This window comes from Caulobacter sp. GW821-FHT09B11 (assembly GCF_059418205.1).
The window spans coordinates 56,356-78,270 of the sequence record NZ_JBWKPK010000028.1; the positions used below are offsets into that span (position 1 = coordinate 56,356).

Here is a 21,915-nt window from a genome sequence, read left to right on the forward strand (position 1 = left end):
ATCAAACTTTGCAACCTTGAAACGAAACGGCGCAGCTTTCTGTCCGCCGCGAGATAACCGGGCGACGTCCGCAAGCGACGCTGGCGGGCATGACGGTTCCGGTCGCCCCCCTCGATCCTGCTCTTGCTCCCGTGTTCGTGCACAGCGGATGGCGTTGCTCCAGCACCTACATCTGGAGCCGGTTTCGCGCCCTGCCCGGCGTGCGCGCCTATTACGAGCCCTGGCACGAGCACCTGCAGACGATGACCCACGAGATCATCGCCCGCGAGACTCCCGAGCACACCCGCCTGCGCCACCCGGGCGGCGACCGCCCCTATCTCGCGGAGTTCGCGGGCCTGATCGCCCCCGAAGGCGGCGTGGCCGGCTATCGCGAACGCTTCGCCCTGGACGGCTATCGCCTGGCCGCCGAGCAGGACGATCCCGAACAGCAGGCCTATGTCGCCGGCCTGGTCGATCACGCCCGGGCCCAGGACGAGATGGCCGTTCTGGCCTGCTGCCGAACCCTGGGCAAGATCGACTGGCTGCGCCGTCGCTTCGGCGGCTTCCACATCGTGCTGATCCGCGACCCGCTGCAGCAGTGGCTGTCGTTCTACTCGCTGCGCAAGCGCCCCCGGCCGACCTATTTCGAGATCTGCCAGTACGTACTGATGTCTGAGTTCGCCGAGGCCGAGAGCCTGCGCGGCGACCTGCGCGTGCCCGAATCCCGCGGCCACGGCTTCGCGGGGCGGCTGGCGGCGGTGCGCCGACGGCTCAAGCGGGCGCCGGCCAAGGTGTCGTTCGCCGCCTTCCTGGCCGTCTACATCCTGTCCTACCTGAAGGCCCTGCCGGAAGCCGACCTGGTCATCGACGTCGACCGCCTGGGCCGCGATCCCGACTACACCGCCGCCATCACCCGCGCGATCCGGATCGGCTGCGGGCTGTCGCCCGACTTCTCCGACTGCCGCATGCCCGAGCCGCGCGAGACCGCGCCGGCCGTGTCCTATCGGCAGATGTCGCGACGGGTGGTCGAACGGCTGGACACCCGCGGCGCCCTGGCCGCGCCGGGGGCCACGGCCCTGCTGTTCGGCAAGCTGGCGCGCGCCATGGTCGATGCGCCCGAGCCGGCGCCGTCGTCCTGGCGGATCCTGGGATCATGGCTGCGCGGCCGTCGGGACGTCATCGTCGCGGCCGTGGCCCGTCCGGCGCAGAGCCTGAGCCGAAGCTAGGCCGCCGCCGCGCGGAAGGCCGGGTCGCGGGCGAAGACGCCGGGGCGGCCGGCCACCGGATGCAGCGCGTCGCTGACCCCGGCCAGGTCCTCGCCTTCGCCCAGCACCAGCAGGCCGTCGTCGGTGAGGCGGGCGGCCAGGCTGTCGACGACGCGCACGCGCACCGACGGGTCCAGGCCCGGCAGCACGTTGCGCAGCATGACCAGATCGAAGGCGCCCATGCCCGACAGGTCCGACATCAGGTTGATGCGCCGCCAGCGCACGGCCTGGCGGATGCGGGGCGAGATCGCCCAGGTCTCGTCCTGGTTCTCGAAATGCTTGATCAGCAGCCGGATCGGCAGGCCGCGCTGCACCTCGAACTGGGTGTAGAGACCGCTCTGGGCCTTCTCCAGGCAACGCTCGGACAGGTCCGAGGCGAAGAACTCGAAGCGCACGCCCTGTTCCAGGTTGCGGGCCTCGTCGGCGGCGATGGCCAGGGAATAGATCTCCTGGCCGGTCGAGCAGGCCGCGCTCCAGATCCGCACCGAGCCGTCCTTGCGGCGGCGCGACAGCTCCGGCAGCGCCGTGTCGCGCAGGAAGGCGAAGGTGGCGCGGTCGCGGAAGAAGGCGGTGTCGTTGACGGTCAGGGACTCGACCACCGCCCAGATCAGCCGCTCCTCGCGCTTGGCGCGCAGGGCCGCCACCAGGGCCTCGATCGAGGGATAGCCCTCGCGCCGGGCCAGCGGGGCCAGACGGCTTTCGACCACGTAGTGCTTGTCGATCTCGACCTTCAGGCCGGCGCGGGTGCGGCCCAGGGCCGCCAGCAGGTCCATGTCCTCGGGGGTCATATCAGGCCCGCCTCGGCGAACTTGGCGGCGATGATCTCGCCGTCGAAGGGTTTCATGATGTATTCGTCGGCGCCGTGATCGAGGGCCAGGCGGATGTTCTCGACCCGGTTCTCGACGGTGCAGAACACCACCACCGGCGCGTCGCCGCCCGGCTCCTGGCGCAGGCGCTGCAGGAATTCCAGGCCGTTCATCACCGGCATGTTCCAGTCGAGCAGGACAGCGTCGGGCATGGCCGCGCGACACCAGGCCAACGCCTCCATGCCGTCGGCGGCTTCGGCGATGTCGAAGCCGATGTCTTCCAACGCACGGCGGGCGACCTTGCGGATCACCCGGCTGTCGTCGACGACGAGGCAGGTCTTCACGGCACGCTCCAAATCCTAGAGGAGCAGGATTGGCCGATCCGGGTTAAAGAGCGGTGACGGCGCCGAAAAACGTGCGGTTCAGTCGACCCGTCAGTCGGCGGGCGTCCAGGCGGCGATGCTGACCCGCTCCTCGGCGATCTCGACGCCGATCTGGCCGCCGGCGGCGCGGACCACCGCATAGAGATAGGCCGCCTGCACCCACGGACCGCCCAGGCCCTCGCCCAGCGCTTCGCCCTTCAGGCCGGCCAGCACCTCGGGGCGCAGGCGGGCGCGGGGGCCGACGGCGTCGGCGGTGATCGCGGTGCGGCCGTCGGCGACCACGGCGCGCAGGGTGGCCTGGCCGCCGGCAGGCAGGGCGCTGGCGGCGATCTGGGCGATGTTGAGCAGGGCGCGCGAGGCGGCCTTGTTCAGCGACTGCGGCGCAATGTCCCAGGTCAGGTTGGGACGCACGTGGGCGAAGACGCCCAGCTGGGACAGCTTTTCCAGCTCGCGGGAGTCGAAGCTCTCTGCAGAAGCCGAGGCGCCGAAGGCCACGCGGGTGAACTGCAGCAGGTCGGCCAGCTTGCGGGCCGAGCTGGTGATCAGGCTCATGGCGTCGTCGCGCATGTCTTGGGCGCTGGGATCCTCCAGCAGGTCCAGGCCCGAGACGATGGCGCTGGCCGGGCTGATGAAGTCATGACAAAGGCGCGCGGCCACCAGGGCGGCGAAATCCGGGCCGTTGACGTCAAGCGTGGCGGCGGGCGCGGGCGAGGCGGTGGCTTCGGTGTCGGTCATGGCGCGATCTTTGGCGTGATTTGGGACTTTGGCAAACGGGACCGCCGGATCGCGGCGACGACTTTTAGGGCGTTTGGGCGTCTAAAACCGCTCCCGCTTTGCGTCGCCAGCCTCTATCAGGTGCGTGTGATGGATCCCTTTCTCGAACCCGGCGTCCTGGTGCGCCATCCCGGACGGCCCGACTGGGGCCTGGGCCAGGTGCAGTCCGTGACCGGCCATCGCGTCACCGTGAATTTCGAAGAGGCCGGCAAGCAGACGATCGACGCCCGCGTCGTGACCCTGGACTTCGTCGGCGACGACCCCCGAGGACAAGCATGAGCTCCGCCCCCCTTCCGGCTGACATCGGTCGCGACCTGGCCCGCATCGTCGAGGCCGCCGCCGAGGTGATCCTGCCGTTCTGGCGGACCGAGCTCGACGTCGTGCGCAAGGCCGACGAGAGCCCGGTGACCGAGGCCGACCGCGCCGGCGAGAAAGTGATCCTGGCCCTGCTGGCCCAGCAGTTCCCCGACATCCCTGCCATCTCCGAGGAGCACGCCTGCGAATACGGCACGCCCGACGAGATCGGCCCGCGCTTCTTCCTGGTCGATCCGGTGGACGGCACCAAGGCCTTCGTGCGCGGCGACCCCAACTTCACCGTCAATATCGGCCTGATCGACGAGGGCGTTCCCGTCGCCGGCGCGGTCTGCGCCCCGGCCACCGGCGAGGTGTGGTTCACGGCCGCCGGCGGCGTGATCAAGCGCGAGGGTCCGGGCGCCGCCGAGACGCCGGTGCGAGTCCGCGCCTGGCCGCAGGGCGAGGCCCTGGCCCTGGTCAGCCACACCATGAAGGAAGACAAGGCCACGGCCCTGGCCGACCAGTACGGCTTTTCCCTACGCGCGCCGATGGACTCGTCGATCAAGCTGGCCCGCATCGCCGAGGGCGCGGCCGACATCTATCCGCGCCACGGGCCGACCATGGAGTGGGACACCGCGGCCGGCCACGCCCTGATCGTCGCCGCCGGCGGCCGCTTCACCACCCCGGAAGGCGAGCCCTTCCTCTATGGCAAGGCCGACCAGGGCTTCCGCAACGGCTGGTTCGTGGCCCGCGGCGCCTGATACGCAGGCGATACGTTGCATTATGGCCACGGTTACCGAGTGTATCGGGAACCGTGGCTCATCCTGCGACTGATTATTATTGCACCCCAGCAACTGCGTAACTAATAACGCCTCGCAATTTCAGGACAGGGGCCGCGGAATCCTTCCCTCCGCGACCCGAGCTGGGGTCTCACGACAAGATGCAAAAGCCTTCCTCGCCCGCCGCCGCCGGCGTCCGCAGCCACGCCCGCCGGGCCCTGGGCGCCGCCGCCGTCGCCGGTGTCGCCGGCCTCGCCATGGCGCCCGCCGCCTTCGCCGCCGACGCCGCGCCGGTCGCCGCCGCCCCGGCTTCGGCCCCCGCCCCCAGCGCCGCCGACGTGCAGGAAGTGTCCGGCATCGCCGTCGACGCCCGCAAGGCCACCGACATGCAGTCGGGCAAGTACACCGCGCCGCTGGTCGACACCCCGCGCTCGATCACGGTGATCTCCAGCCAGATCATCGAGCAGACCGCCTCGACCTCGCTGCAGGACATCCTGCGCACCTCGCCGGGCATCACCTTCGGCGCCGGCGAAGGCGGCCAGCCGCTGGCCGACCGTCCGTTCATCCGCGGCCAGGCCTCGGGCAACAACATCTTCGTCGACGGCATCCGCGACACCGGCGGCCAGACCCGCGAAGTCTTCAACCTCGAGCAGGTCGAGGTCATCAAGGGTCCTGACTCGGTCTACAGCGGCCGCGGCTCGGGCGGCGGCAGCATCAACCTGTCGACCAAGTCGCCCAAGAACCGCAACTTCGTGAACGGCTCGGCCGCCATCGGCACGGACAACTATTACCGCGGCACGGCCGACGCCAACTACAGCTTCGCCGAGAACGCCGCCTTCCGCCTGAACCTGATGGCCACCCAGGGCGACCAGCCGGGCCGCAACAGCATCGAGTTCAAGCGCTGGGGCATCGCGCCGTCGATCGCCTTCGGCATCGACACCGACACCCAGGTGACCCTCAGCTACTACCACCTCGACACCGACCAGGACCCGGACTACGGCATCCCGTTGGCCAGCAAGCGCACCTGGGGCGTGACCGGCACCGACAGCCGCACCCGTCCGGCCAACGGCATCCTCGACGTCTCGCGCGACGCCTATTACGGCCTCGACCGCGACTTCCTGAAGACCAAGGCCGACATCGGCACCTTCATCGTCAAGCACGAGATCAACGACAACCTGACGGTCCGCCAGGCCGTCCGCGTCGGCAAGACCCTCAACGACTACATCGTCACCAACCCCGGCGACGGCGGCGCGGCCCAGTTCGTGGCCGGCGAATGGTGGATGAAGCGCGGCACCAAGTCGCGCTGGAACCCGACCACCACCGTGGCCTCGGCCACCGACCTGAGCGGCAATTTCAACCTGGGTTCGTTCAAGAACCGCTTCAACGTCGGCCTTGAGCTGTCGCGCGAGATCAACCGCAACGCCAGCTACGTGATCTACACGACGAGCGGCTCGGCCTGCCCGACCGGCTTCACCAACAACGTCACCACCGCCGGCGTCGGCGACTGCACCCGTCTCTACGCCCCCAACCCGTCGGACTCCTGGCAGGGCGTCATCAACCGCGCCCCGGCCGCGCGCTCGGTGACCAAGAGCGGCGCCCTCTACGCCTTCGACACCATCGACCTGACAGACAAGATCCTGCTGAACCTGGGCGTCCGCTACGACAAGTACGAGACCCAGGGCTACAACGTCACCGCCACCAGCGCGAACGGCGTCGTCACCGGCGTCACCTACACCAACCTGCCCAAGGCCAGCTGGGACTTCTTCAACTACCAGGTCGGCCTGAACTACAAGCCGACCCCGTCGAGCAGCATCTACGCCTCCTACGCCACGTCCTCGACGCCCCCGACCATCTCGGGCGGCGACCAGAACACCGCCGGCGGCACGGGCACGGGCAACCTCTCCACCGAACTGCTCGATCCCGAGGACAGCACCAGCGCCGAGCTGGGCGCCAAGTGGAACCTGTTCGGCGACCAGCTGGCCCTGTCGGGCGCGATCTTCCGCACCGAGCGCAAGAACGCCCAGATCCAGGTCGACGTCGGCGTCTACCAGCAGGCCGGCGAAGTGCGGGTCCAGGGCTTCGAACTGGGCATCTCGGGCAAGCTGACCCCGGCCTGGCAGGTGTTCGGCGGCTACACCTACACCGACAGCGAGCTGGTGCGCGGCGCCATCACGGTCAGCAACGGCACGGCCGTGGTCAACGTCAACACCGGCGACCCGCTGGCCAATACGCCGAAGAACAGCTTCAGCCTGTTCACGACCTACCGCGTGATCCCGCAGCTGTCGGTGGGCGGCGGCGCCTACTACGTGTCGAAGAGCTTCGGCGGCAACCAGGGCGGCGCCGGCGGCGGCGCGACCGGCGTCTACGCGCCGTCCTACACCCGCTACGACGCCTTCGCCTCGTGGAAGGTCAACGACAAGATCGACCTGCAGCTGAACGTCCAGAACCTGACCGACGAGCGCTACATCCTGCGCACCAACGGCGTGCACCACGCCGACCCGGCGCCGGCCCGCCAGGCCCTGGTGACCCTGAACGTCCGCTACTGATCCTTCCGCCTTTCACGGGCGAAAAGCGCAAGAACCCCGCCCGGAGCGATCCGGGCGGGGTTTTTCGTTGAGGGGCGGAGCGAGGATCAGGAAATATTCGCCTGACGCGAGCCGGCGCCAACCTAAAGTTTACCCTTGGGCGCGACGATCCGCCTCACCTTCCGCCGGGAGCTGGGATTGTCCTCGCCGCGCTCGCCAGACACGCCGCCCGCGCCTCTGAGCCAGGCCGAGAGCGCGCAATGGTTCTTCGAGAACGCCCACGACCTGTTCGCCGTCGTGGTCGAGGGCCGTTTCGTCACCGTCAATCCCGCCTGGACGCGCCTGACCGGCTGGACCGCCGCCGAGCTGATCGGCCAGCCGCCCCTGAAGTTCATCGACCCCCAGCACCACGCCGAGCTGCTCCAGGCCGGCGAGGTTATCCGCGCCATGGGCGGCACGGTCCTGCGCGTGCGCATGATCTGCAAGGACGACCGCCGCATCTGGCTGGAGGCGCACGTGCGCCAGGGTCCGGCCGGCGAGATGGTCGGCACCCTGCGCGACGTCTCGGCCGAGGTGGCCCGCAAGGCCGAGCAGGCCGTGTCGCGCCGCACCCGCGAGATGCTGGCCTCGGCGGCCGGCGTCGGCGTCTGGAGCTTCGATCCCGTCACCCAGCGCATCGAGTGGTCGAGCGACATCCTCAGCCTGACCGGCCTGCGCCCCGAGCAGGTCTCGACGCCCGAGACCTTCTACGCCCAGCTCGACGAGCCCGAGCGCAGCCGGGTGCGAGCGACCTTCACCCGCGCCGTGCGCACCGGCCAGGGCGGCACGATCGAGCACCACATGCGCGGCGCGACCGGCCAGAAGTTCTCGTTCCGCGCCACCTTCCAGACCGAGCCCCGTCCCGGCGGCGTCTTCGCCCTGCGCGGCATCTCGCAGAACATCACCGAGGTCGCCCGCGACCGGGATCTCGCCCGCTGGGGCGAGCAGAAGGCCCGCCGGCTGGTCGAGGGCGCGCCCTTCGCCGTGGCCCTCTATGACCGCGACCTGCGCCTGAAGGTGGTCAGCCCCCGCTTCCTGGAGATCTTCCAGGCCAGCGAGGCCGAGGTCATCGGCAAGTCGCTGCAGGAGCTGACCTACGGCGCGCGCAAGCGCTTCGTCGCCGCCGTCGAGCGCGCCCTGACCGGCCAGACGGTGGTGCGCCGCGAGGACAGCCTGACCGACGGCCAGGGCCGCGAGCACCGCCTGCGCTGGGAGGCCCGCCCCTGGCGCGACGCCAGCGGGGCGATCGCCGGCGTCATCACCTACATGGACGACGTCACCGCCCTGGCCGACGCCCGCCGCGAGGCCCGCGCCAACGCCCGGCGGCTGAAGACCGCCCTGGGCGCGGCCCAGGCCGGGGTCTACGAGATCGACCACGCCGAGCGCTCGTTCTGGGGCTCGCCGGAATTCCATCGCATCCTGGGCCGCCGCATCACCTTCGAGGACGTGCGCCAGGCCATCTGGCCGATGATCCGCTCCGAGGACGTGGCCGCCGTCTACGCCGCCGGCGCCGTCGGCCGCTGGGGCGAGCGGGCCTTCGACGCCCGGGTCGTGCGCCCCAACGGCGAGGAGCGCTGGATCCGCCTGTTCCACGAGGTGCGCCGCGACGCCTCGGGCCGGGTGCGCAAGGCCTATGGCCTGGTGCTCGACATCGACGAGCAGAAGCGCGCCGAGCTGGCCCTGGTGGAGGCCGAGCGCGCCGCCCAGGCCGCCAACGAGGCCAAGGCCCAGTTCCTGGCCAATATGAGCCACGAGATCCGCACGCCGATGAACGGGGTGCTGGGGATCATCCACCTGCTCAAGCGCCAGGGGCTCTCCTCGGAAGCCGACCACCTGCTGGGCGAGGCCCTGGCCTGCGGCCGCATGCTCTCGACCCTGCTGGACGACATCATCGACTTCTCGCGCATCGAGGCCGGGCGCCTGGACGTGACGCCCGAGCCGATCGACCCGGCCGACCTGGTGCGCAGCGTCGCGCGCCTGCTGCGCGGCCAGGCCGAGCACAAGGGCCTGGCCCTGATCGTCGAGGCCCCGGACGTCGGCATCGTGCTCGCCGACCCCACCCGCCTGCGCCAGGCCTTGTTCAACCTGGTCGGCAACGCCGTGAAGTTCACCCTGTCGGGCTCGGTGGCCCTGCGCCTGCGCCGCGAAGGCGACGACGGCCTGGTGTTCGAGGTGGCCGACACCGGGGTGGGCATCCCCGGCGACGCCCAGGCCCGCCTGTTCCAGCGCTTCCAGCAGGCCGACGCCAGCACCACCCGCCGGTTCGGCGGCTCGGGCCTGGGTCTGGCCATCACCCGGCGCCTTGCCCAGATGATGGGCGGCGAGGTCGATTTCTCGTCGATCGAGGGCGAGGGCTCGACCTTCCGCCTGACCATCGTCGCCCCGCCGGTGGCCCACGCCGCCCAGGGCGACGCCGTCGACGAGCAGATGCTGCAGGGCCTGAAGGTGCTGGTGGTCGAGGACAACCCCACCAACCGCATGGTCGCCCGCCGGATCCTGGAGATGCTGGGCGCCTCGGTCGAAACCGCAGAGGACGGCTTGTCGGGCGTCGAGGCGGCCGAGCGCGGCTTCGACCTGATCCTGATGGACGTGCAGATGCCCGGCGTCGACGGGCTGGAGGCCTCGCGCCGGATCCGCGCCCTGCCCGGCCCGGCCGGCGCCACGCCGATCGTCGCCCTGACCGCCAACGTCCTGGCCCACCAGCGGGCCACCTACCTGGCCGCCGGCATGAACGGGGTGGCCGCCAAGCCGATCTCGCCCACGGCCCTGCTGTCGGAGATCGTCCGCGTCGCCGAAGCCGCCGCTGGGGCCGCCGCTGGGGCCCAGGCCGCCGTCGCCTGACAACGTTCTCCGAAGACTTCCCAGACCGCCGCGTTCCGGGCTAATCCTCCGATCAATCAGGGGGATTCCGAATGACGGAACCGGTATCGGGCGCGGCTCACTCAGAAGGCGCGTCGATGCGCACGGTGGTGGCGGCCTCGTCGGCCGGCACGGCCTTCGAATGGTACGACTTCTTCATCTTCGGCAGCCTGGCCCAGGTCATCTCCAAGACCTTCTTCACCGGCCTCTCCGACACCGCCGGCTATGTCGCCGCCCTGGCCCTGTTCGGGGTCGGCTTCGCCTTCCGGCCGCTGGGCGCGCTGGTCTTCGGCAAGATCGGCGACCAGGCCGGCCGCAAGGGCGCGTTCCTGGCCACGGTGCTGCTGATGGGCGGCGCGACCTTCGCCATCGCCCTGCTGCCCACCTTCAAGCAGGCCGGGATCATCGCCCCGATCCTGCTGATCATCCTGCGTTGCGTGCAGGGCTTCGCCCTGGGCGGCGAGTACGGCGGGGCGGCGATCTACGTCGCCGAGCATTCCCCGCCGGGCCAGCGCGGCCGGGCGACGTCGTGGGTGCAGAGCTCGGCCTCCCTTGGCCTGTTCGCGGCGCTGCTGGTCATCCTGGCGACCCGCTGGCTGCTGGGCGCCCTCGTCGGACCGGCGGCCTTCGACGACTGGGGCTGGCGCATTCCCTTCGCCGTCTCGATCGGCCTGCTGGCGGTCTCGGTCTGGATGCGCCTGAAGCTCAGCGAAAGCCCCACCTTCGCCCGGATGAAGGAAGAGGGCGCGGCGTCCAAGGCCCCCTATGCCGAAGCCTTCGGCCAGTGGAAGAACCTCAAGCTGGTGCTGCTGGCCTTCTTCGCCGTGATGTCAGCCCAGGGGGCTGTTTGGTACACGACCTTTTTCTACATCCAGACCTTCATGGAGAAGTTCCTCAAGGTCGCGCCCGGCACGATCAACGGCCTGATGATGGGCGCCGCGGCGGTCAGCGCGGTGCTCTACGTCGTGTTCGGCTGGCTGTCGGACAGGATCGGCCGCAAGCCGGTGATGCTGGGCGGCATGACCCTGGCGCTCGTTTTCTACTTCCCCGGCTTCCACATGCTGGAGCGCGCCGCCAACCCGGCCCTGGCCGAGGCCTCGGCGAGGGCTCCGGTCAGCGTCACCGCCGCCCCCGGGGACTGCGCCCTGCAGTTCGACCCCATCGGCAAGGCCGCCTTCGTCTCGTCCTGCGACATCGCCAAGAGCGCCCTGGCCAATGCCGGCGTCTCCTACGCCAACCAGACCGGCTCGGCCGGCGCCCCCGCCGTCGTCCAGATCGGCGAGACGCGCATCGTCTCGAAAAGCGCCGAGGGCCTGCCGGCCAAGGACGCCAAGGCGGTGAAGGCCGCCGGCGAGGCCGCGATCAAGGCGGCGCTGGCCAAGGCCGGCTATCCGACCGCGGCTGATCCCGCCCGGATGAACATCTGGGGCGTGTTCGGCGTGCTGCTGGTGTTTGTGATCGGGGCCACCGCCCTCTACGGCCCGCTGGCCGCGGCCCTGGTCGAGCTCTTCCCGACGAAGGTCCGCTACACGGCGCTGTCGCTGCCCTACCACATCGGCACGGGCTGGATCGGCGGCTTCGTGCCCTTCAGCGCCTTCGCCATCGTGGCGGCGGTGGGGAACATCTATGCCGGCCTCTGGTACCCGGTGGTCTTCACCCTGATCAGCGTGCTGACCACGGTGTTCCTGCTGCCGGAGACGAAGGGGCGGAGTCTCGACTGAGGCGGCCTTAGGAAAACCTCTCCCGTGGGGAGAGGGTGGGGCCCGCGCCGCAGGCGTGGGAGGGTGAGGGGGTACGCCATTGGCGGTCCCATCACCTGATCGATGTACGAAATCGGCGAGGTCTTAACCCCTCACCCTCCCAGGCTATCGCCTGGGCCCCTCCCTCTCCCTCTGGAAGAGGGGAAATTTAGTGATCCGCCGCTCGCGCCAGCTTCCACCTGATCTTCGCGCCCTTCTCGGCGCGGACCTGGCTTTTCAGCACGATCACTCCGGCCTGGCGGGCGTGGCCGTGGTCGAAGTGGGGGGAGGCCAGCACCGCCACATCGGGCGCGTCGTTGCGCAGCCACCAGCCGATGTTGGACGGCCCCTTGATCAGCACGCTCTTGCCGTCGCGGGCCAGCGAGGCGCGGGCGTCCGGGTGCAGGTGGAAGCTGATCTTGAACGGGTGATAGCGGCGCGGGCCGTCGACTTTCGCTTCCGCCATCGGGATCAGGCTGTCCTCGCCGCGCAGCTCGTCGGCGCCGATGTCGAGGAACAGGCGGCGGGCGTGCTTGAGGCCCAGGCGCCGCCAGCCGTCGTGGACGATGTCGAGCCAGACGCCCTGCTCGGCGTCGTGGCGGCGGGACTCGACGCTGGTCGCCCCGTCGACCAGCCACGGGCCGAGCGCGGCGGCCCGAAACCCGGACAGCGGCCGGCCGGCCGAGCCGTCGCCCACCGACACTGTCGAGGCGGCGTCCGACAGGCGAAACGCCTGGGCGTTGGCGGCCTCGGGGCTCCAGCCGCTGGAGGTGATCAGCCGATCCTTGCCGCAGATGATCTCCAGGGCCGCGGGCTGGGCGCAGGCCGCGCGGCTCAGCGCGCCCACGGGCGGAACGCCGGCGTCGGCCATGACCTGGATCGTGCCGCCCTGCATCTTCTGGAAGCCGGCGTGGGGCATGTCCATCGGCGGCTGGGGGCCGTGGTCGTCATGGGCCAGGGCCGCGGCGATGCGGGCCGGCTCGATGGCCTCGCCGCCGTGGAAGGCCGCCAGCCGTCCGTCGGCCAGGGCGAAGAAGCGCACGCCCGACGACAGGCGGTCGATGGCCCGGCTCATCGCCTCCGGCGTCGGCCGGCCGCGCTGGCCCAGGGCGTCGTCGAGGGTCAGCAGGTCGAACAACAGCTCCAGCCCGGCCTCGGGCGAGCGCGCGGCATGGCCGCCGTCGCCCAGCACGACGACGTCGAGCAGCTTCAGCACCCGGCGCAGGCCCTCGGCCATCAGGCGGTCGCTGGCCTTGCCGACCAGGGCCGTGCCGGCGACGGTGACGACCACGGCCCGTTCCAGGGCGCGGTCGGGGGCGTCGGAGGCCCGAAGCAGCTGGCGCGCGCCCCGAGCGATGTCGAGGGCCAGGGCCGTCGCCTCGGCGTCCGAGGCGCCGGGCGACAGCGTCTTGGCGGCGCAGGCCAGGTGGAAGGTGCGGCGCTCCAGGCATTCGCCCGACCACGAGAACTGGTTCCAGGTGCCGAACACCCGCCGCCAATCCTGGATCAGCCGCAGGGCGCGACGCGCGCCCTCGGGACCATGGGCCAGCAGGCCGGGCAGCCAGTCGAAGCGGTGCAGGGCGACGGCGAAGGGGCGCGAAGGGCTGGGGGTGTCGAACGGGTCGCCTTCGGCCCCGACCTTCAGGCTCTCGTCGTGCAGGGTCAGCACGCCGTCCAGCAGCTGGCGGCCGCGCTGGACCTGCACCGGACGGGGATCATGCGGCCGGGCGGCCAGGCCGACGGGACGCGGCGAGGAGATCAGCGCCCGGTGCGGCGGCGAGCCGAACCACTCGCGCTCGACGCCGGCGCGGACCGAAGCGGCGATCGACCGCGCCAACACGGATCCCCGGCGCACAGGACGTCCAAGGGGACGCCCGGCGGCCTGGGATGCGGAAGGCGAGTCGGGCGCGCCGGTCATGCGGTGGCGTCAGTCCCCTTTGAGGGCGCGGATGTTGGCGGCGTAGGCGTCCGGGCCGCCCTTGAACACCGCCGAGCCGGCCACCAGGGCCGTGGCGCCGGCGGCGACGCACTGGGGCGCGGTGACCGGGGTCACCCCGCCGTCGACCTCGACGATGACGTCCAGGCCCTGGGCGTCGATCAGCTTGCGCAGGGCCTCGACCTTGCGCAGCTGGCCTGGAATGAAGCTCTGGCCGCCGAAGCCGGGGTTCACCGACATGACCAGCACCAGGTCGACGTCCTCGAGGATCCATTCGACGTGGTCGAGGCTGGTCGAGGGGTTGAACACCACGCCGGCCTTGGCGCCCAGCTGGCGGATGCGCTTGAGCGAGCGGTGCAGGTGGGGGCCGGCTTCCGGATGGATGCTGATGATGTCTGCGCCGGCCTCGCGGAAGGCTTCCAGATAGGGATCGGCCGGGCTGATCATCAGGTGCACGTCGAACGGGATCTTGGCGTGCGGCCGGATGGCTTTGACGATGTCCGGACCCAGCGTGATGTTCGGCACGAAGTGGCCGTCCATGACGTCGACATGCACCCAGTCGGCGCCCGCCGCCTCGATGGCGGCGACTTCGGCGCCCAACTTGGCGAAGTCGGAAGCGAGGATCGACGGAGCGATGATCGGCGCGGTCATGGTGTTCCTGGCTTACCGGGCAAAGGCTCGCGCTACAAGCGAGCGGTTGAGTTGCAGCCTTAGCTGGCCTTGACGAAGCGGGCCGCGAAGAAGCCGTCCTGGCCGCCTTCGCGATGATGCGGCAGCAGGCGCAGGGTCCCGCGCGGCGTCAGGCTGGCCTGCGGCGCCCCGCCCTCGCCGGCGGCGATCGCGGCCAGCGAGAATTCCGGATGGCGGGCCAGGAAAGCCTCGACCTGGGCCTCGCCCTCTTCCGGCTCCAGCGAGCAGACGCAATAGACCATGCGGCCGCCCGGGGCGGTGCGCCTGGCCGCGCTGTCCAGCAGGACCGACTGCACGGTCGCCAGGCTGGCGATGTCGCCCGGGCGGGCGGCCCACAGCACGTCGGGGTGGCGGCGGAAGGTGCCGGTGGCCGAGCACGGCGCGTCCAGCAGCACGGCGTCGAAGACGCGCTCGTCGGTCCAGGTCGCGGCGTCGGCGGCCACGACCTCGGCCTGGAGGTTCATGCGGGCCAGGTTCTCGCCGACCCGCTTGAGGCGCGAGGCCGAGCGGTCGACGGCCACGACCTTGGCGCCGGCGGCCGCCAGCTGCAGGGTCTTGCCGCCCGGAGCGGCGCAGAGGTCGACGGCGGTCTCGCCGGGCTTGACGTCCAGCAGGCGGGCCGGAACGGCGGCGGCGGCGTCCTGCACCCACCAGCTGCCGTCCTCGAAGGCGGGCCAGGCGGCGACGTCGCCGCGGCGGCGGGTGCGCAGGGTGTCGCCCGGCAGCACCTCGGCCTCCATGGCCTCGGCCATGGCCGCCACGTCGGTTCCGGGCTTCAGGGACAGATCGGTGGCCGGCTCCTCGGCCACGACGGCGGCCAGGGCGCGGGCGTCGTCCTGGCCCCAGGCGCCGGCCCAGCGGGCGAACAGCCACGGCGGCGTCAGGTCGGACGGATCATCGGACGGCGCGCCGTCGCGCAGCAGGCCGCGCAGCACGGCGTTGACCAGGCCCTTGAACGGACGGCTGGTCTTGTTGGCCCCGGCCAGCTCCACGCTGGTGGCGACGGCGGCGAAGGCGGGCACCTCGAGATAGAAGGCCTGGGTGGCGCCCAGCCGCAGCAGGTTGCGCACGCGGGGCGGCGGCTCCTTGCTGAGCTTGGCGGCGAGGGCCCGGTCGACGGGTCCCAGACGGCGCAGCGCGGCCATGGCCAGGGCGCGCGCGAAGGCGCGCTCCCGCGGCTCGAGCGCGCGGAAGGCGTTGGTCGTCGCGGCCTCGTCGAGGCCGCCGCGGCGCGAAAGGGCCGCGTCGAGTAGGGCGAGGGCCGCTTCCCGAGCGGGAAGGCCGTCGTTCAATTCCTGAGTCACCGCCCCGCCGTGCCCCGCAATGAGCGCGAGCGCAAGCCCCTTGGATGCCGGATCGACGCTTGCGTGCTATGAAAGCGCATGTCCGACGATCTTTCTTCCCCGCTTTCCGAGGTTCAGGACCCGGAACTGGCCCGCCTGGGCGCAGCCCCCGGCAAGGACCTCAGCCCCGCCGCACGCCGCGCCCTTGAAGAGGCCGCCGCCCGCCGCGAGGCCGATGCGGCCGCTTCGCTGCCCGCGGAACGGGGCGGCCGAGACGGCCCGGAGCCGACGCGCTTCGGCGACTGGGAGCGCAAGGGCGTGGCGGTGGATTTCTAGTCCCCGTCCCTTCTCCCACCATATCTCACCTCTCCCATAGGGAGAGGGAGGGGCCCATGCGCAGCATGGGAGGGTGAGGGGTTACAGACTTTCCGGACAGGGCAGGGTCGAAGGGGATGCGACGTTCGACGTCTTACCCCCTCACCCTCCCACGCCTTCGGCGCGGGCCCCTCCCTCTCCCCATGGGAGAGGTTTTTCTAGGCTTTCGGCTTGCGGGGCGCAGCCGGCTTCTTGGCGGGAGTCGCCTTGGGCGCGGCGGGCGTCTTCGCCGCCGGCGCGGGCTTTTCAGCCACCGGAGCCACGGCCGCCGCCGCCGGCTTGGCCAGCAGGTCGCGGATCTCGGTCAGCAGCTTTTCTTCCGGGGTCGGGGCCGGCGGGGCCTCGGGGGCCGGGTCGGCGGCGTCGGCGCGGCGGATCTGGTTGACCAGCTTGACCAGCAGGAAGACCACGGCCGCGACGATGAAGAACTGGATCAGGGTGTTGATGAAGGCGCCGTACTGGATCGCCACCTTCTCGACCGCCTCGGTGGCCGGATCCTCGGGCCTCAGCACCCATTCCAGCTTCGAGAAGTCGAGCCCGCCGGTCAGCAGGCCGATCGGCGGCATGATCACCTGATCGACCAGGCTTTTCACGATGCCGTTGAAGGCCGCGCCGATGATCACGCCGACGGCCAGGTCGATGACGTTGCCGCGGGCGATGAACTCGCGGAATTCCTTGACGATGCTCATGCGAAAATCCCTCTCGGCACATCCAACGCCGAGAGGCTGAAGCGGTTCGCCCGCAGGGGCAAGGGAGTCGGTTTCCCGACTATTCCGCGTTCAGGCGGGCGCGCAGTTCCTTGCCGCTCTTGAAGAACGGCACATGCTTGGCGCGGACGTCGACGGTTTCGCCGGTGCGCGGGTTGCGGCCGGCCCGGGCCGGGCGCGAGCGGACCGACAGGGCGCCGAAGCCGCGCAGCTCCACGCGGCCGCCGCCTTCCAGCGCGCCGATCATGCGTTCGAGGATCACGCCCACGACGCGTTCCACATCCTTTTGCGTCAGGTGCGGGTTTTCGTTCGCGAGCCTGGCGATGAGTTCAGACTTGATCATCGATGTCCCCTGCGCCGAGGGAGCGGCGCGCCGCGACCTTTGCCCAAGCGGCATGGAATCTTCAAGGAAAAGGTTGCGACCGGTTTCCAAAGACTGCGCTGCGCCCGGACGGTCCGCAAAAGAAAAGCGGCGGCCGGATCGCTCCGGCCGCCGCCTGTCTTTCAGCTAAAGCCGTGAGGCTGAAGCCTATTCCTTCGGGGTGGCCCGCTCGCGCAGGGCGGCGCCGAGGATGTCGCCCAGCGAAGCGCCGGAGTCCGACGAGCCGAACTGCTCGATGGCTTCCTTCTCTTCGGCCATTTCCAGCGACTTGATCGACAGCGAGACGCGGCGCGCGGCCTTGTCCACGTTGGTGATCTGAGCGTCGACGCGGTCACCCACGGCGAAGCGCTCGGGGCGCTGTTCCTGACGATCGCGCGACAGGTCCGACTTGCGGATGAAGGCGGTCATCGGGGCGTCGTCTTCACCGAAGCGGACTTCGATGCCGCCCGAGGTGACTTCCGTGACGGTGACGGTCACGGTCTGGCTCTTGCGGAAGGTGTCGCCCGACATCGGGTCGCCGGCCAGTTGCTTGATGCCGAGCGAGATGCGTTCCTTCTCGATGTCGACGTCGAGCACCTTGGCCTTGACCAGGTCGCCCTTCTTGTAGCGGGCCATGGCTTCTTCGCCGGCGACGCTCCAGTCGATGTCCGACAGGTGCACCATGCCGTCGATGTCGTTGTCGAGGCCGACGAACAGACCGAATTCGGTCGCGTTCTTGACTTCGCCTTCGACGGTCGAGCCGATCGGGTGAGCCTCGACGAAGGCTTCCCACGGGTTGGCCAGGGCTTGCTTCAGGCCCAGCGAGACGCGGCGCTTGGACGGATCGACGTCCAGGACCACGACGTCGACTTCCTGCGAGGTCGAGACGATCTTGCCGGGGTGGACGTTCTTCTTGGTCCACGACATTTCCGACACGTGCACCAGGCCTTCAACGCCGGCTTCCAGCTCCACGAAGGCGCCGTAGTCGGTGATGTTGGTGATGCGGCCGGTGAACTTGGCGCCGACCGGGTACTTGGCTTCGACGCCGTCCCACGGATCCGACTGCAGCTGCTTCATGCCGAGCGAGATGCGCTGGGTGTCCGGGTTGATCTTGACGATCTGGACCTTCACGGTGTCGCCCACGGCGAGCACCTGGCTCGGGTGGTTGACGCGCTTCCAGCTCATGTCGGTGACGTGCAGCAGGCCGTCGATGCCGCCCAGGTCGACGAACGCACCGTAGTCGGTGATGTTCTTGACGACGCCTTCGCGGATTTCACCCTCTTGCAGCTGCGACACCAGTTCGGTGCGCTGCTCGGCGCGGGCTTCTTCCAGGATGGCGCGACGCGAGACGACGATGTTGCCGCGCGGACGGTCCATCTTCAGGATGGCGAAGGGCTGTTCCTTGCCCATCAGCGGGCCGACGTCGCGGACCGGACGGATGTCGACTTGCGAGCCCGGCAGGAAGGCCGAGGCGCCGCCGAGGTCGACGGTGAAGCCGCCCTTAACGCGACCGACGATCGCGCCCATGACGGGTTCGTTCTTGGCGTAGACGCCTTCCAGGCGGGTCCAGGCTTCTTCGCGCTTGGCCTTTTCGCGGCTGATGACCGCTTCGCCCATGGCGTTCTCGAGGCGCTCGAGGAAGACTTCGACGGTGTCGCCGGTCTTGATGGTCGCCTTGCCGTTCTCGTCGACGCCGAATTCCTTCAGCTGGACGCGGCCTTCGGTCTTCAGACCGACGTCGATGATCGCGAAGTCCTTCTCGATCCCAACGACGATACCCTTGACCACGGAGCCTTCCGCGAAGTCGCGGCCGCCCATGGAGTCGTTGAGGAGCGCTTCGAAATCGTCGCGCGTGGGGTTGAAGCTCATGTCGTCAGCCATGCTGATCTTTGGTCTCTGGGTTGTGGGAAGCCCTGCGATGAGCGCCGTCGGATGACGGTTCTCGGGATTCCGGATGAAGTGATTTTTTGATGCGATCCGGCGCTTCCAAAGCGGCGGCGAGGCGGGCGTTAGATTAGCCCTTGGGGTTTCCCCACCGGGCGCGCGCCGTCTCGACGATGCGGAGAGCCGCATCGAAGGCCTGGGATATAGTCATTTCCGACGTATCAAGCAAGGTCGCGTCCTTAGCCTGGGCCATGGGCGCGTCCTTGCGGCCGCCGTCGCGCTCGTCGCGCTTGTGGATGTCGGCCAGGATCTCTTCGAACGAGACGCCTTCGCCCTGGCCGGTCAGCTGTTTCCAGCGGCGATCGGCGCGGACTTCGGGGCTGGCCGTGACGTAGAGCTTGGCCGGCGCCTCGGGGGCGATGACGGTGCCGATGTCGCGGCCGTCGAGCACCGCGCCGCCGTCCTGGCCGGCGAAGGTCCGCTGTAGGTCGAACAGGGCCGCGCGCACCCCCGGATGCACGGCCACGCGGCTGGCGGCCTCGCCGGCGGCGCGGGTGCGCACCTCCGGCCGCTCCAGCTCGGAAAGGTCGAGGCCCCGGGCCGAGGCCTCGGCGGCCGCGGCGTCGTCCAGGTCGCCGCCGGCGTCCAGCAGCCGCACCCCGACCGCCCGGTAGAGCAGGCCGGTGTCCAGCATCGGCAGGCCGTAATGGGCCGCCAGGCGCGAGGCGATGGTGCCCTTGCCCGAGGCGGCCGGACCGTCGACGGCGATCACGAAACCCATGGATCAGGCCTCGACGATCGAGCCGCCCAGGCCCGTCATCAGCGACACGAAGCCCGGGAAGCTGGTGGCGATCATGCCCGGCTCGTCGATCTCGACCGGCTCCAGGGCCGCCATGCCCAGGATCAGGTGGCTCATGGCGATGCGGTGATCGCCGTGGGTGATCACCTTGCCGCCGCCGCGCACCGGATGGTTGCCGCCCTTGGTGCCGACCACGGTCATGCCTTCCGGCTCTTCCTCGACCGTGACGCCGCAGGCCGCAAGGCCCGCCGCCGTCAGGGCGATGCGGTCGCTTTCCTTGACCCGCATCTCGCCGATGCCGCGCATGACGGTGGGACCGTCGGCGAAGGCGGCCGCGACGGCCAGGATCGGATATTCGTCGATCATCGACGGCGCGCGCTCGGGCGGCACCACGACGCCCTTGAGCTGCGAATGGCGGGCGGTGATGTCGCCGACCTCCTCGCCGCTCTCGACGCGGACGTTCGAGATCACCAGATCCGCGCCCATTTCCTGCAGGGTGGTGAAGAGGCCCGTGCGCAGCACGTTGAGCATCACCCCCTCGACGGTCACTTCCGAGCCGGGGACGACCAGGGCCGCGACCAGCGGGAAGGCGGCCGAGGACGGATCACCCGGCACCTGCACGTGCGTGCCCTTCAGCTTCTGGCCTTCCGGCAGGCGCACATGACGCACGCCTTTCTTATCCTCGACGATCACCTCGGCCCCGAAGGCGCGCAGCATGCGCTCGGTGTGGTCGCGGGTGGCTTCCGGCTCGATCACCTCGACGCCGCCCTCGGCGTGCAGGCCGGCCAGCAGCACGGCCGACTTCACCTGGGCCGAGGCCATGGGCAGGGTGTAGACGAGGCCGCGCAGGCCCCCGCCCTTCAGGGTCAGCGGCAGGCGGCCCTTGTCGCGGCCAAGCCACGTGGCGCCCATGCGGGCCAGCGGGTCGAGCACCCGGCCCATCGGACGGCCGCGCAGCGAGTGGTCGCCGGTGAAGGTGGCGCACATCGCAAAACCCGAGGCCGCGCCCATGATCAGGCGCACGCCGGTGCCGGCGTTGCCGCAGTCGATGACGTCCGAAGGCTCGGCGAAGCCGCCCTTGCCCTCGACGCGCCAACGGCCGACGCCTTCCTTTTCGATGCGCGCGCCAAAGGCCTGCATCGCCCGGGCCGTGGCCAGGACGTCGTCGCCTTCCAGCAGTCCCTCGATGGTCGTGGTGCCGCTAGCCAGGGCCCCGAGGATCATCGAACGGTGCGAAATGGACTTGTCGCCAGGCGCCCGAACCGTACCGCGAAGGGCTCCGCCGGGCGTGCTCTTCAATCCAGCCGTCGTCATGCCGAAACCGGCTCCTTGCAACATAGGTGTTTCGCGAAGGGGTTTGCTTTTGACAGCGGCCCTTCGTCATGGCAAGTCAGCCGCCGCTTTTCCCATCAGGATCAAAGGGTCGCCACCTTGGCAAATCCCGACTTGGGCGCAAAACAAATCTGCCCCAGCTGCCAGTCGAAGTTCTACGACCTCAACCGCCGTCCGGCCGTCTGCCCCAAATGCGGTGAGCAGTTCGATCCGGAAGAGGCGCTGAAGTCCCGCCGCGTGCGCGCTCGCGCCATCACGCCGGACTACGACGCCGAAGACGAGAAGGAAGTCCCGGCTCCCAAGGAGCAGGACGGCTTCGAGGACGAAGTCGACGAGACCCCGGAAATCGACGAGGCGGCCGAGGCCGACGTCGTCGAGACCGACGACGAGGACGGTGATCCGACCGCGGCTCCGGCCCCGGGCGGCGACGACCTGGGCGTCGATTTCGCCGAGGACGAGGACCTCGCCGAGGACGAAGCCGACGACGTTCCGTTCCTGGAAGACGAGGACGACGACGATCTCGGCGACGAGATCGAAGGCCTCCCGGGCGAAGAGGACGACGACCGCTAAGCGGCGAATGCGCCGGGGTCGGAGCGATCCGACCCCGGGTTTTCGGGTTCTCCACAGCGTTTCGTCGCACCCCGAAAAAAAGTTCGCCGAGGGGGTTGATCCCGGAAAAACCTCGGCATAGGTTCCGCGCCTCTTCGGGGGACAGCCACTCGGAACCGCCGAAGAGACTAAGGAATTCAGACGAAAGTCTTCGGATTTTCGAAAGAGCCTTGGGGCTATAGCTCAGCTGGTAGAGCGCTTGAATGGCATTCAAGAGGTCAGCGGTTCGACTCCGCTTAGCTCCACCAAGACGGCCGCTTCCCTAAAGGGAGCGGCCGTTTCCATTTTCGGAACCGTCCGAAGACTTGCCGGAAAACTTGAGCCTCGCCTCACAGAGGGGGCTTGATCCCGGAAAGGCCTCGACATAGGTTCCGCGCCTTCCCGGGCGACCATCCGGGAGACCAGGGCTTCCAAAGCCTCGGGGCTATAGCTCAGCTGGTAGAGCGCTTGAATGGCATTCAAGAGGTCAGCGGTTCGACTCCGCTTAGCTCCACCAA

Annotated in this window: 18 protein-coding genes, 2 tRNA genes and 1 pseudogene; 10 read left to right on the plus strand and 11 right to left on the minus strand. The window is 69.8% G+C overall.

Annotated features, from left to right (window positions below; all coding sequences use genetic code 11):
* The first annotated feature begins 89 nt into the window (after nucleotides 1–89).
* Nucleotides 90–1,205 carry a hypothetical protein gene (locus AC07N1_RS19330; RefSeq protein WP_494673260.1) on the plus strand — a complete coding sequence of 372 codons (1,116 nt, stop codon included), beginning with the start codon at nucleotides 90–92 and terminating at the stop codon, nucleotides 1,203–1,205.
* Here the strand turns inward: AC07N1_RS19330 and AC07N1_RS19335 are convergent.
* The 3 genes from AC07N1_RS19335 to chpT all read right to left on the minus strand — a co-directional run bounded on the left by AC07N1_RS19335 (nucleotide 1,202) and on the right by chpT (nucleotide 3,168).
* Complete coding sequence (locus tag AC07N1_RS19335) at nucleotides 1,202–2,032, minus strand: CheR family methyltransferase (protein WP_494673261.1); 831 nt, start codon at nucleotides 2,030–2,032, stop codon at nucleotides 1,202–1,204. The two genes, AC07N1_RS19330 and AC07N1_RS19335, sit on opposite strands and share 4 nt — an antisense overlap.
* Nucleotides 2,029–2,406, minus strand: a complete 378-nt coding sequence (locus tag AC07N1_RS19340; protein ID WP_494673262.1) for a response regulator — start codon at nucleotides 2,404–2,406, stop codon at nucleotides 2,029–2,031. Before AC07N1_RS19340 ends, AC07N1_RS19335 begins: the two co-directional genes overlap by 4 nt.
* A 78-nt stretch (nucleotides 2,407–2,484) precedes the next feature.
* On the minus strand, nucleotides 2,485–3,168 hold the full coding sequence (gene chpT / locus AC07N1_RS19345) for a histidine phosphotransferase ChpT (protein WP_494673263.1): 684 nt from the start codon (nucleotides 3,166–3,168) through the stop codon (nucleotides 2,485–2,487).
* A gap of 126 nt (nucleotides 3,169–3,294) precedes the next feature.
* Here chpT and AC07N1_RS19350 point away from each other — a divergent pair, with 126 nt between their 5' ends.
* The 5 genes from AC07N1_RS19350 (at nucleotide 3,295) to AC07N1_RS19370 (ending at nucleotide 11,424) form a co-directional block, all read left to right on the plus strand.
* Nucleotides 3,295–3,486 (plus strand): DUF3553 domain-containing protein, encoded by a 192-nt coding sequence (locus tag AC07N1_RS19350; RefSeq protein WP_494673264.1) that lies wholly within the window; start codon nucleotides 3,295–3,297, stop codon nucleotides 3,484–3,486.
* On the plus strand, nucleotides 3,483–4,262 hold the full coding sequence (gene cysQ, locus AC07N1_RS19355; RefSeq protein ID WP_494673265.1) for a 3'(2'),5'-bisphosphate nucleotidase CysQ: 780 nt from the start codon (nucleotides 3,483–3,485) through the stop codon (nucleotides 4,260–4,262). Before AC07N1_RS19350 ends, cysQ begins: the two co-directional genes overlap by 4 nt.
* A gap of 179 nt (nucleotides 4,263–4,441) precedes the next feature.
* Nucleotides 4,442–6,826, plus strand: a complete 2,385-nt coding sequence (locus AC07N1_RS19360; protein WP_494673266.1) for a TonB-dependent receptor — start codon at nucleotides 4,442–4,444, stop codon at nucleotides 6,824–6,826.
* Nucleotides 6,827–7,003: 177 nt separating this feature from the next.
* A complete protein-coding gene (locus AC07N1_RS19365) occupies nucleotides 7,004–9,685 on the plus strand; it encodes a PAS domain S-box protein (RefSeq protein WP_494673267.1) in 2,682 nt (893 codons plus the stop codon).
* A gap of 71 nt (nucleotides 9,686–9,756) precedes the next feature.
* A complete protein-coding gene (locus tag AC07N1_RS19370) occupies nucleotides 9,757–11,424 on the plus strand; it encodes an MFS transporter (protein ID WP_494673268.1) in 1,668 nt (555 codons plus the stop codon).
* A 187-nt stretch (nucleotides 11,425–11,611) separates the two neighbouring features.
* Here AC07N1_RS19370 and AC07N1_RS19375 read toward each other — a convergent pair whose 3' ends face one another.
* The 3 genes from AC07N1_RS19375 to AC07N1_RS19385 are packed head-to-tail and all read right to left on the minus strand — an operon-like array spanning nucleotide 11,612 to nucleotide 15,372.
* Complete coding sequence (locus AC07N1_RS19375; protein WP_494673269.1) at nucleotides 11,612–13,360, minus strand: heparinase II/III family protein; 1,749 nt, start codon at nucleotides 13,358–13,360, stop codon at nucleotides 11,612–11,614.
* Nucleotides 13,361–13,369: 9 nt separating this feature from the next.
* Nucleotides 13,370–14,029 (minus strand): ribulose-phosphate 3-epimerase, encoded by a 660-nt coding sequence (gene rpe, locus AC07N1_RS19380; RefSeq protein ID WP_198575287.1) that lies wholly within the window; start codon nucleotides 14,027–14,029, stop codon nucleotides 13,370–13,372.
* A 59-nt stretch (nucleotides 14,030–14,088) separates the two neighbouring features.
* Complete coding sequence (locus tag AC07N1_RS19385) at nucleotides 14,089–15,372, minus strand: RsmB/NOP family class I SAM-dependent RNA methyltransferase (protein WP_494673270.1); 1,284 nt, start codon at nucleotides 15,370–15,372, stop codon at nucleotides 14,089–14,091.
* A 78-nt stretch (nucleotides 15,373–15,450) separates the two neighbouring features.
* Here AC07N1_RS19385 and AC07N1_RS19390 point away from each other — a divergent pair, with 78 nt between their 5' ends.
* Nucleotides 15,451–15,687 (plus strand): DUF1674 domain-containing protein, encoded by a 237-nt coding sequence (locus AC07N1_RS19390; RefSeq protein ID WP_494673271.1) that lies wholly within the window; start codon nucleotides 15,451–15,453, stop codon nucleotides 15,685–15,687.
* 317 nt (nucleotides 15,688–16,004) lie between these two features.
* Here AC07N1_RS19390 and mscL read toward each other — a convergent pair.
* From mscL to aroA, 5 genes and pseudogenes are all read right to left on the minus strand, one after another.
* Nucleotides 16,005–16,415: pseudogene (gene mscL, locus AC07N1_RS19395) on the minus strand (large-conductance mechanosensitive channel protein MscL); the annotation flags it as partial.
* A 79-nt stretch (nucleotides 16,416–16,494) separates the two neighbouring features.
* Nucleotides 16,495–16,776, minus strand: coding sequence for an integration host factor subunit beta (locus AC07N1_RS19400; RefSeq protein WP_110120436.1), 282 nt, complete (start codon nucleotides 16,774–16,776; stop codon nucleotides 16,495–16,497).
* Nucleotides 16,777–16,962: 186 nt separating this feature from the next.
* On the minus strand, nucleotides 16,963–18,675 hold the full coding sequence (gene rpsA, locus AC07N1_RS19405; RefSeq protein WP_494673272.1) for a 30S ribosomal protein S1: 1,713 nt from the start codon (nucleotides 18,673–18,675) through the stop codon (nucleotides 16,963–16,965).
* A 133-nt stretch (nucleotides 18,676–18,808) separates the two neighbouring features.
* Complete coding sequence (cmk, locus tag AC07N1_RS19410; RefSeq protein ID WP_494673273.1) at nucleotides 18,809–19,459, minus strand: (d)CMP kinase; 651 nt, start codon at nucleotides 19,457–19,459, stop codon at nucleotides 18,809–18,811.
* Nucleotides 19,460–19,462: 3 nt separating this feature from the next.
* Nucleotides 19,463–20,791 (minus strand): 3-phosphoshikimate 1-carboxyvinyltransferase, encoded by a 1,329-nt coding sequence (aroA, locus tag AC07N1_RS19415; protein ID WP_494673274.1) that lies wholly within the window; start codon nucleotides 20,789–20,791, stop codon nucleotides 19,463–19,465.
* 117 nt (nucleotides 20,792–20,908) lie between these two features.
* Between aroA and AC07N1_RS19420 the strand changes: the two genes are divergently transcribed.
* The 3 genes from AC07N1_RS19420 (at nucleotide 20,909) to AC07N1_RS19430 (ending at nucleotide 21,914) form a co-directional block, all read left to right on the plus strand.
* Nucleotides 20,909–21,379 carry a TIGR02300 family protein gene (locus AC07N1_RS19420; RefSeq protein ID WP_487288851.1) on the plus strand — a complete coding sequence of 157 codons (471 nt, stop codon included), beginning with the start codon at nucleotides 20,909–20,911 and terminating at the stop codon, nucleotides 21,377–21,379.
* A gap of 211 nt (nucleotides 21,380–21,590) precedes the next feature.
* Nucleotides 21,591–21,666: transfer RNA gene (locus tag AC07N1_RS19425), tRNA-Ala, on the plus strand.
* Nucleotides 21,667–21,838: 172 nt separating this feature from the next.
* Nucleotides 21,839–21,914 (plus strand) — tRNA-Ala (locus tag AC07N1_RS19430).
* Nucleotide 21,915: the final 1 nt, after the last annotated feature.

What these genes read in the sequence shown, in the direction of transcription:
- AC07N1_RS19330 (WP_494673260.1), top strand. Translation starts at nt 90, where the DNA reads ATGACGGTTCCGGTCGCCCCCCTCGATCCTGCTCTTGCTCCCGTGTTC.
- AC07N1_RS19390 (WP_494673271.1), top strand. Translation starts at nt 15,451, where the DNA reads ATGTCCGACGATCTTTCTTCCCCGCTTTCCGAGGTTCAGGACCCGGAA.
- AC07N1_RS19375 (WP_494673269.1), bottom strand. Translation starts at nt 13,360, where the DNA reads ATGACCGGCGCGCCCGACTCGCCTTCCGCATCCCAGGCCGCCGGGCGT.
- AC07N1_RS19400 (WP_110120436.1), bottom strand. Translation starts at nt 16,776, where the DNA reads ATGATCAAGTCTGAACTCATCGCCAGGCTCGCGAACGAAAACCCGCAC.
- aroA (WP_494673274.1), bottom strand. Translation starts at nt 20,791, where the DNA reads ATGACGACGGCTGGATTGAAGAGCACGCCCGGCGGAGCCCTTCGCGGT.
- rpe (WP_198575287.1), bottom strand. Translation starts at nt 14,029, where the DNA reads ATGACCGCGCCGATCATCGCTCCGTCGATCCTCGCTTCCGACTTCGCC.
- AC07N1_RS19370 (WP_494673268.1), top strand. Translation starts at nt 9,757, where the DNA reads ATGACGGAACCGGTATCGGGCGCGGCTCACTCAGAAGGCGCGTCGATG.
- rpsA (WP_494673272.1), bottom strand. Translation starts at nt 18,675, where the DNA reads ATGGCTGACGACATGAGCTTCAACCCCACGCGCGACGATTTCGAAGCG.
- AC07N1_RS19360 (WP_494673266.1), top strand. Translation starts at nt 4,442, where the DNA reads ATGCAAAAGCCTTCCTCGCCCGCCGCCGCCGGCGTCCGCAGCCACGCC.
- chpT (WP_494673263.1), bottom strand. Translation starts at nt 3,168, where the DNA reads ATGACCGACACCGAAGCCACCGCCTCGCCCGCGCCCGCCGCCACGCTT.
- AC07N1_RS19335 (WP_494673261.1), bottom strand. Translation starts at nt 2,032, where the DNA reads ATGACCCCCGAGGACATGGACCTGCTGGCGGCCCTGGGCCGCACCCGC.
- cysQ (WP_494673265.1), top strand. Translation starts at nt 3,483, where the DNA reads ATGAGCTCCGCCCCCCTTCCGGCTGACATCGGTCGCGACCTGGCCCGC.
- cmk (WP_494673273.1), bottom strand. Translation starts at nt 19,459, where the DNA reads ATGGGTTTCGTGATCGCCGTCGACGGTCCGGCCGCCTCGGGCAAGGGC.